This window comes from Kitasatospora sp. NPDC001309, assembly GCF_042896295.1.
Classification (GTDB): Bacteria; Actinomycetota; Actinomycetes; order Streptomycetales; family Streptomycetaceae; genus Kitasatospora.
This window is the reverse complement of sequence record NZ_JBIAXC010000046.1, coordinates 67,868-75,694: the sequence shown is the minus strand read 5'-3', so window position 1 is coordinate 75,694 and position 7,827 is coordinate 67,868. Positions and strand designations below refer to the sequence as shown.

7 protein-coding genes and 1 rRNA gene are annotated in these 7,827 nt (G+C 75.2%); 6 read left to right on the top strand and 2 right to left on the bottom strand.

Translation table 11 applies throughout. The features are described 5' to 3' along the window. From rrf to ACFY2K_RS34415, 6 genes are all read left to right on the top strand, one after another. Window positions 1-83, top strand: a 5S ribosomal RNA gene (rrf, locus tag ACFY2K_RS34440); the annotation flags it as partial. Window positions 84-229: 146 nt separating this feature from the next. After that, a complete protein-coding gene (locus tag ACFY2K_RS34435) occupies window positions 230-790 on the top strand; it encodes an RNA polymerase sigma factor (protein ID WP_375893453.1) in 561 nt (186 codons plus the stop codon). After that, on the top strand, window positions 787-1,614 hold the full coding sequence (locus ACFY2K_RS34430; RefSeq protein ID WP_380532624.1) for a zf-HC2 domain-containing protein: 828 nt from the start codon (window positions 787-789) through the stop codon (window positions 1,612-1,614). The genes ACFY2K_RS34435 and ACFY2K_RS34430 overlap by 4 nt, the downstream gene beginning before the upstream one ends. A gap of 32 nt (window positions 1,615-1,646) precedes the next feature. After that, window positions 1,647-2,456 (top strand): ATP-binding cassette domain-containing protein, encoded by an 810-nt coding sequence (locus ACFY2K_RS34425; RefSeq protein ID WP_375893457.1) that lies wholly within the window; start codon window positions 1,647-1,649, stop codon window positions 2,454-2,456. Beyond that, a complete protein-coding gene (locus tag ACFY2K_RS34420) occupies window positions 2,453-3,844 on the top strand; it encodes a hypothetical protein (protein ID WP_380644011.1) in 1,392 nt (463 codons plus the stop codon). The genes ACFY2K_RS34425 and ACFY2K_RS34420 overlap by 4 nt, the downstream gene beginning before the upstream one ends. Beyond that, entirely contained in the window at window positions 3,841-4,413 is a 573-nt protein-coding gene (locus ACFY2K_RS34415) for a hypothetical protein (protein WP_380593513.1), read from the top strand. Before ACFY2K_RS34420 ends, ACFY2K_RS34415 begins: the two co-directional genes overlap by 4 nt. Before the next feature lie 62 nt (window positions 4,414-4,475). On the opposite strand, the gene ACFY2K_RS34410 is transcribed toward ACFY2K_RS34415, so the two are convergent. Next, window positions 4,476-5,813, bottom strand: coding sequence for a DUF4157 domain-containing protein (locus ACFY2K_RS34410; protein WP_387716546.1), 1,338 nt, complete (start codon window positions 5,811-5,813; stop codon window positions 4,476-4,478). Between the two features lie 421 nt (window positions 5,814-6,234). Beyond that, window positions 6,235-7,674: a hydrolytic protein gene (locus ACFY2K_RS34405; protein ID WP_387716544.1), complete on the bottom strand. Its 1,440-nt coding sequence runs from the start codon at window positions 7,672-7,674 to the stop codon at window positions 6,235-6,237. Window positions 7,675-7,827 lie beyond the last annotated feature (153 nt).

The following is a 7,827-nucleotide window of genomic DNA, read 5'->3' as shown; positions in this document are numbered from 1 at the left end:
ACATTCCGAACCCGGAAGCTAAGCCTCACAGCGCCGATGGTACTGCAGGGGGGACCCTGTGGGAGAGTAGGACGCCGCCGAACAATCATTCAGAAAAGGCCCGCCCGGGTGACCGGGTGGGCCTTTTCGCATTTCCGGGTCCGCATTTCCACGGAAAGGGGCGACCCGCACTGTGACGCAGGTCACTCCGGATCAAGAACCTGCGCGCCGGACCGGGCGTCTGGCTGGTGTGAGATCACGTAGGAGAGCACTGGACGAGCTGGACGAGGAACGCCTCCTCCGGCTCGTGGCCAAGGGCGACCGCGGGGCGTTCGACGAGCTGTACCGCCGGACGTCGCCGTGGCTGGCGGTGCGGTTGCGCCGTCGCTGCGCGGACGAGCAGATCGTCGCCGAGGTCATGCAGGAGACCTATCTGGCGGTGTGGCGCGCGGCCGGCGCGTTCGCCGGGAGCGCCGTGGGCGGTTCGGCCGTCGGGTGGCTGTGGACGATCGCGGCGCGCCGGCTGGTCGACGCGTTCCGGCGCCGGGCCCACCACGCCGAGCCGCCGGTGGCCGCCGCCGAGCGGGCGGTGGTGCCCGGGGCGGAGGAGGAGGCGCTCGCCGGGACGGTCGGCGGCGACGTGGGCGACGCGCTGCGGCGCCTGGCCCCGGAACTGCGCGAGGTGCTGCAGGCCACGGTGCTGGACGGGCTGTCCGTCCGGGAGACGGCCGTGCTGCTCAGACTGCCCGAAGGCACGGTCAAGACCCGTGCCCGGCGAGCTCGGATCGCGATGCGGGAGGCACTGGCATGACGGAGGAACACGCGTCCCGGCGGCTCGTCGCCGACTACGCGCGGGGGGACGCGGCGATGGCCGCGGACACGGTGTGGGCACTGGAGGCCCACTTGGAGACCTGTGCGCCGTGCCGGGCGCTGCTGGCGGCCTCGGTCGTCACCGAGGCGCCCGAGGTCGCCGCGCTGCTGGACACCGTGCGGACCGGCCTGGCGCCGCAGTTGGACGCCGAGGTCCGGGCGCCCGCCCGGTGGCGCCGTCCGCGGTGGTTGTCGGCCTGGCTGACGCCCGCGACGGGGCCGTGGCTGGCCATGACCGTCACCGTCACCCTGCTGGCGCTGCTGCTGGACGCGCTCGCGCCGTCGGGATCGCTCGGCGGTGCCTCGCCGCTGTCGCTGCTGGCGCCCGTGCTGCCGCTGTTCGGCGTCGCCGCGGCGTGGTCGCGTGCCCTGGACCCGGTGTACGAGCTGACCGCCTCGACCGCCCGCGCGGGTCTGCCCCTGCTGCTCAGGCGCACCACGGCGGTGCTCGCCGTGGTCGTGCCCGGGCTCCTGCTGACGGGGTGGCTGACCGGCACCATGACGGCCGCCCAGTGGCTGCTGCCCTCGCTCGCCTTCACGTCCACGGCGCTGGCCCTGGGCAGCGTCGTCGGGGTGGCCCGCGCCGCGGTCGCTCTGGCGGCCCTCTGGAGCGTCGCCGTGCTCCTTCCCGCCGCCGTGACCGGACGTACCCCCGCGGCCCTGTGGCTCGCCCTGGAGCCGGGCCGGCTGCCGGTGTGGGGCCTGCTCCTCGTGCTGGGGGTCGCCGCCGTGATCGCCCGCCGGAACACCTACTCGACGTTGTGACAACACCATCGACCCTCGAAAGGGGCCACCGCATGGCGCCCATGACGAGCGCGGCCGACATCGCGCCGAAGACCTACGCCTGGGAGATCCGGGCCAGTGACCTGAGAGTGCGGGTCGGCCGGAAGAAGATGGCCGTCGACGGCCTCGACCTCTCCCTGGGGCTCGGCGCCCACGGCCTGCTGGGGCCCAACGGCGCGGGCAAGACCAGCCTGATCAGGGCGCTCGCGACGGTGCTGCGACCGGCCGGCGGCGAACTGGAGCTGCTCGGCACCTCCGTCGCCGGGCTGGGCGACCACCGGGCGCTGCGGCGCCGGATCGGCTACCTGCCGCAGGACTTCGGCTACTACAAGCGCTTCACCGTGCGGGAGTTCGTGGAGTACATGGCCTGGTTGAAGGAGGTGCCGAAGCAGGACATCCCCGCGGCCGTCCAGCGGGCCGTGGAGCGGGTGGGCCTGGCGGACCGCGCCGACCACCGGATGAAGACCCTGTCCGGCGGCATGGTGCGGCGGGCCGGCATCGCCCAGGCGATCGTCAACGACCCCGCGGTGCTGCTGCTGGACGAGCCGACGGCCGGTCTGGACCCGGCGCAGCGGCTGCGCTTCCGCGAGCTGCTCCAGGAACTGGGCCGGGACACCTGCGTGGTCGTCTCCACCCACCTGGTCGAGGACGTCGCGGCGGCCTGCACCGACGTGGTGCTGTTCGCCGACGGGCGCCTCGTCTTCCAGGGCACCCCGGACGACCTGGCCGCCGCGGGCGGCAGCGAGTACCCGGGGGACAGCCCGCTGGAGCGCGGCTACTCGGCGCTGCTCAGTGACTCCGGCCGGCAGGGAGGCAACTGGTGAACACCCGGGTTCTGCGGACCGAGCTGAGGCGCTCCGTCGCCCCGTGGGCCGGTCTGGTCGTCCTGGGCGGCAGCCTGGCCGTCCTCTACGCCGTCAACGGGCTGTGGTGGCAGGGCACCGCGGCGTGGACCGGACAGTGGACGTCGATGGCGCTGACGACCCGCTCCATGCTGGCCTACCTGTGGCCGCTCTCGGTGGGCTTCGGCGCGGTGTACGGACTGCGCGACGCCCGCTCGCGGACGGCCGAACTGCTGGCGAGCACGCCGCGTCCGGCCTGGCGCCGTGCGGCGCTGCCCGCCGGTGCGCTGGCGCTCGCGCTGGCGGCGGGCTTCGGCCTGCTGGTGCTGTGGGGCGGGAGCCAGGTGGCCCTCGGCGAGACCGACTACCTGCCGGCGGGCTGGCTGCCGATCTCGCTGGTGGCGGTGCTGGCCCTGGTCGCGGGCGCCGTGTTCGGGATGGGCCTCGCGCGGACCCTGCCCTCGGTGCTCACCCCGCCGATCCTGGTGGTGGGCTCCCTGGTGGCGGTCATGTACCTGCGGCAGACCACCGACGGGGCGCTGCCGTCCGGCCAGGCGTCAAACCGCCTCTCCCAGCTGTCGCCGGTGACCGACATGCCGCGCGAGATGCTGCTGACCCTCTCCGGGGCGGTGGACCTGGGGCAGGCGCTGTGGTTCCTCGGCCTGCTGGGCACCGGGTTCGCGCTGCTGGCGGCCTCGACCACCCGGGCCCGGCTGTTCGCGGCGGCCCCCGTCCTGGCCGGTGCGGTGCTGGCCCTGCTGGTCCTGCCGGGCGACCCGCGCGACACCTACGTCGTCGACCGGGCCGCCGCGGCCCTGGTCTGCGACGGCCCGGTGTGCGTGACGCGGGCGAACGGCACCCAGCTGCCCGTACTCGCGCCGGCCGGCAAGGAGGCGCTGCGGGTGCTGCACGACGCCCTGGGCGACCGGGCGCCGGCCACGATCCACGAGGAGACCACGCTGCGCGCGAACGGCGACGACCGCCAACTGTCCGCCGACACGGTGCTGGTCGACTTCGACGACCCGCTGATCGCCCGGGCGACGCGGGCGGAGCTGACCCGGCTGCTGGTCGCCCAGGGCCTGGCGCCGAACTGCCGGCCGCGCACCCCGTGGGAGGGCGGGGGGCAGCTCTCCGTCCCGGCGCAGAGCGTCGTCGCGAGCTGGGCGCTCGGGGAGCGTCAGGTCCAGCCGTTGGAGAAGCCCGAGGAGGACCCGTACGCCCGGGCCGCGTGGACGAGCGCGACGGCCGCCTGGGAGAAGCTGAACGCGCTGCCGCGGGCCGAGCAGCGCGCGCGGATCGCCGAGGTCCGGGCCGACGCGCTGTCCTGCGGGGACGGGCTGACGCCGCTGACCGGGAAGGCGTCCCGATGAGGTGGCTGACCCTGTACGCGCGCTCCCGGCAGGTGCCCGCCTCGGCGGCCGTCGCCCTGCTGGTGCTGCTGGCGGCCTGGGCCTTCTGCCACGACGGCCCGGGGCCGATGGACCTGGCGACGGTCGTCCTGGCCCTCACCGTGAGCGTGGCGGCCGCCTCCGTCGGGCTCGGCGGGCAGGACGCCGCGCTGGACCGGACGGCCGCGATCCGGTGGGTGCCCCGCCGGGCGGCGCACGTCCTGCTGACGGGTGCGGTCGCCGCCGCCGCGCTGCTGGCGCTGCGGCTGGTGGGGGCGGACCCCGCCCCGACCGGGTACGTGGTCCGGGACGCCGCCGGGCTGGCCGGCCTGGCCGCGCTCGGGGCGGCGCTCTGGGGAGCGCACCTGGCCTGGATCCTGCCGACCGGCTGGCTGGCGGTCACCGTCCTCGGCCCGGCCGCCGCCGGCACCGCGGGGGAGGTGGTGCACTGGATGACCTTCTCCCCGGCCACCACGGTGTCCACCTGGACGGCGTGGGCCCTGGGGGCGGTCGGCACGGCGGTGTACGCCGTGATGGGCCCGAGGCGCTGACCGTCCGGACCGTCGAGCACGTTGGGCCGAGCCCCCGGGGATTCCCCGGGGGCCCGGCCGTTTCACGTCCCCGTGGTGTACGGGGTCAGGTCGACGTTCCAGGTGTGGTCGCCGCCCTCGTGGACGGTGATCGCGACCGGCTCGTCCGGGTGATCGGGGTCGAACTGAGAGCTCACGCTGTGGGTGACCACGGGGCTGGTCCAGGCGGGCAGGTTCCGGTTCCAGGTGCCCGCGTTCGGGGCGACCTTCCACCGGAACGAGACGCTGTACTGCTGGAGCCAGTACCCGGCGGTCATCCGGGCCGAGGTGGAGAAGCCCGGGTTGTCGTTGAACTCGATCTGGTTCTGGGCGTCGACGATGACGGCGTTGGTGTAGTTCGGGCGGTAGGGGCCGTCCTGGACCCAGTCGCGCGCCGAGTCGTGCTCGCCGTAGCTGCCGTCCTTCGCCCGGACGACCTGGACGTTGGAGTCGGTGACTTCCTGCCAGAAGTGGTAGTTGGTGGAGACCCGCTGCGGGGCGCCCGGCGGGTTCTTCAACCGGGCGACCTGCGAGAAGCCGATGCTCTGGTCGTCGTCCATCTTCTGGGTGGCCGGGCCCTCGTAGCCGGACTCGAACTCCAGCACCGGCCGGGCGAGGTCGAGGTTCGCCGCGCGGGCCTTGCCCCGGGTGGTGCGCGCGGGCGGACTGCTGCCGCGCACCTCGGCGACGTCCGCGTTCCGCTTGGGCATCCGCTGCACCGCACCCCCGACCCGGGCGGGGGAGGGGGCGGGCGGCTCCTCCGCGCGTTGCAGCGGGCCGGCGAGGGCGCGGACGGCGTTGGCCTCCGCCTCGCGCTCGTAGCGGTCGGACGGGTCGGAGACCCGCAAGCCGTCGCCGCGGTCGGTGCCGGCCACCGGGCCCTGGCGCTGCTGGATGACGTGGGTGAGCTCGTGCGCCAGGGTGTGCCGGTCGCCGCCGCCCGGCCCGAGCACCACGTGGTTGCCGGAGGTGTAGGCGCGGGCGCCGACCTCGGCCGCGGAGGCGGCGGCCGTGCTGCCGGTGTGCAGCCGGACGTCGGAGAAGTCGGCGCCGAGGCGGGCCTCCATCTCGCTGCGGGTGGGAGCGTCCAGGGGCTTCCCGGCGCTGCGCAGCACCTGGGGGACCAGGGAGCGCTGGAGCGGCAGTTCCTCCGGCTCGGCGCCGTGGCCCGCGCTGCCGTGGCCCGCGCAGTCGTGGCCGCCGTGGGCGCCGGAGCCGGCCCGGGCCTCCCGGACCAGGCGGCTCACCGCGGCGTTGCCGAGGGTCCGTTGCAGGGCGAGGGCACTGCCGGGCCGCGGGCCCGGGCGGGGCGCGCGGGCGGCCGGGGACTCCCCCCGGTCGCCCCGCTGGTCGGCCCGCCGGTCCGGTTCATGTGCGCGCACGGTGGTCGGATTCCTTCCGCCTTGTGCCGATTCGGTGCGTATACGGCCCCGAAGGCGTCTCCGGTGTGGGAACGGCGCAAACCTACTGCTGTACTGATGACGCGTCAGTAGGGCGCCGGGGGCAGACTTCGCCGTCCGTGGGGGAACGGTCGGTTGCCCCGAGGGGTCCCGGCCGGGTTCCCCGGGAGGGCACGTGGCCCGTGGTGCCGGGGTTCGAACGGGTTGTCGCCCGGCGCGCGGACCGGGCACGACGCCCGTCCCGCGTTGACATGGTCACGGGCCGTGGGAGGAGATACGGAAGGGGAAGATCACGGAGGAGAACGGGGTGATTCCGGCGGAAGGGGCCCATTGACACCGTTGGGGCATCGGGTGCACCTTTCCGGTCCGGTCGCCGGGAGGGGAGGGCACCGTGTGCACCGGGTCAGTTCCCCTGCCTGATGTCGCTCAACGTTCCGCTGATGTTGAGGAGTTCGTGGCACGTGGGTGCCTGCTTGCCCGAGGCCGGAGTGCCCGGGGACTCGCAGGTCACGCTCGCCGTCACAGCCTGGTCCTCGGGGACCTGGATGGGAGTCACCCAGTGGTAGTCCTGATTGCGGAAGGTCTCCAAGGCGATGGTGTTGAGCACCTTCTGGCCGGCCGTGATGGTCACGACGCCCTGGTCGCCCTGGAAGTTGGCGATCACGAGGTCGGTCATGTCGAAGACCTTGCCGTGCGGCACCTGGTAGCTGCCGGTGGCCGCGGCGCCGGCCCCGGTCGGCACGTCGATGGTCGCGGAGCTCTGCCGGCCGGTGCCCGGCTCCGCCAGGCCTGGGCCTGGGGCGGGGCGGCCGCCGCTGCCGGTGGGCTGCCCGGAGCCAGGCTTGCCCGGCGCGGTGGGGTTGCCGCCGGCGGGGGCGCCCGGTCCGCCCCCGGGACTGCCGGCGGGTACGGCCGGGGTGGCGCTCTGCTGGGCGACGGCCTGCTCGGCGGCCTGCTTGGCGGAGCTGCGCACCGCCGGGCGGACCAGGGCGAACCAGGCCAGCAGCAGGGCGATCAGCGCCGCCAGCAGGGCCAGCAGCCACTTGGGGAAGATCGGGAGCTGGATGAACTCGCCCTCCAGCACCGGCCGTTGGGCGGCGGTGAGGGCGTCCGCGGGAGCGGGAGCGGGAGCGGGGGTGGCGGGCGCGGGAGTGGCGGCGGTGCCCTCGGCGGCGGTGCCGGTGCCCTTGCCGTCCTTGCCGTCCTTGCCCCTGCCGTCGGAGGCCTTGCCCGCAGGGGCCGGCTCGGGACCCACCGCCACCTCGAACGGCCAGGAGGCCTGCTTCCCGAACCAGATCAGCTTGCGGGCCCGGGCCTGCAACCGCAGCTCCCCGGACTCGCCGGGCTCCAGGCGCAGCCGCTCCGGGGTCGCCCGGAAGCGCAGCTCCTCGCCGGCCTGGCCAGGGGTGAGCACCACGGTGCCCGGGGCGTTGCCGAGGTTGCGCACCGAGGTGCGGTAGCGGCCGCGCAGCCAGCCCCGGCGGCGCCGGGGCGCGAGCGCGGCCTGCAGCTCCTGGAAGGGCGTCACGGTGACCGTGGCCTCCGGCACCGTCACCAGCTCGGGGCGCTCGGTCGGCAGGACCCGGATGCCGAGCGGGAAGTCCCCGGCCCGGGCGGCGGGCGAGCGCGGTGGGGCGAGGCGCACCGTCACCGTCTCGGACGTCCCGGGGAAGAGCGAGACCCGGGCCGGCTCGACCGTCGTCCACGCGGCGCAGTCGCCGACCACCTCCAGCGTGTACGCCTCGACGATGTCGAGGTCGTTGCGCACCGTCAGCGTCGTGGTGGCCACGCCACCGGGCGCCACCGTCAGCGCGGGCAGGCCGAGTTCGGCGGAAGTGGTCATGGCGTGACGGTAGGGCCGGAGGACCGTCCGCGGAGAGGGCCGTACGGGCAAGCCGTGGGCACACCCCTTGCCCGTACGGACGGACCGGCCCTGCCCGGCGCCGCCGCCACCGACCGCGCGGGCTCAGAGCCCGCACCGGGCCCGCACCGGGCC

Coding starts and splice junctions, on each gene's coding strand:
- ACFY2K_RS34430 (WP_380532624.1), top strand. CDS start 787: ATGACGGAGGAACACGCGTCCCGGCGGCTCGTCGCCGACTACGCGCGG.
- ACFY2K_RS34425 (WP_375893457.1), top strand. CDS start 1,647: ATGGCGCCCATGACGAGCGCGGCCGACATCGCGCCGAAGACCTACGCC.
- ACFY2K_RS34415 (WP_380593513.1), top strand. CDS start 3,841: ATGAGGTGGCTGACCCTGTACGCGCGCTCCCGGCAGGTGCCCGCCTCG.
- ACFY2K_RS34405 (WP_387716544.1), bottom strand. CDS start 7,674: ATGACCACTTCCGCCGAACTCGGCCTGCCCGCGCTGACGGTGGCGCCC.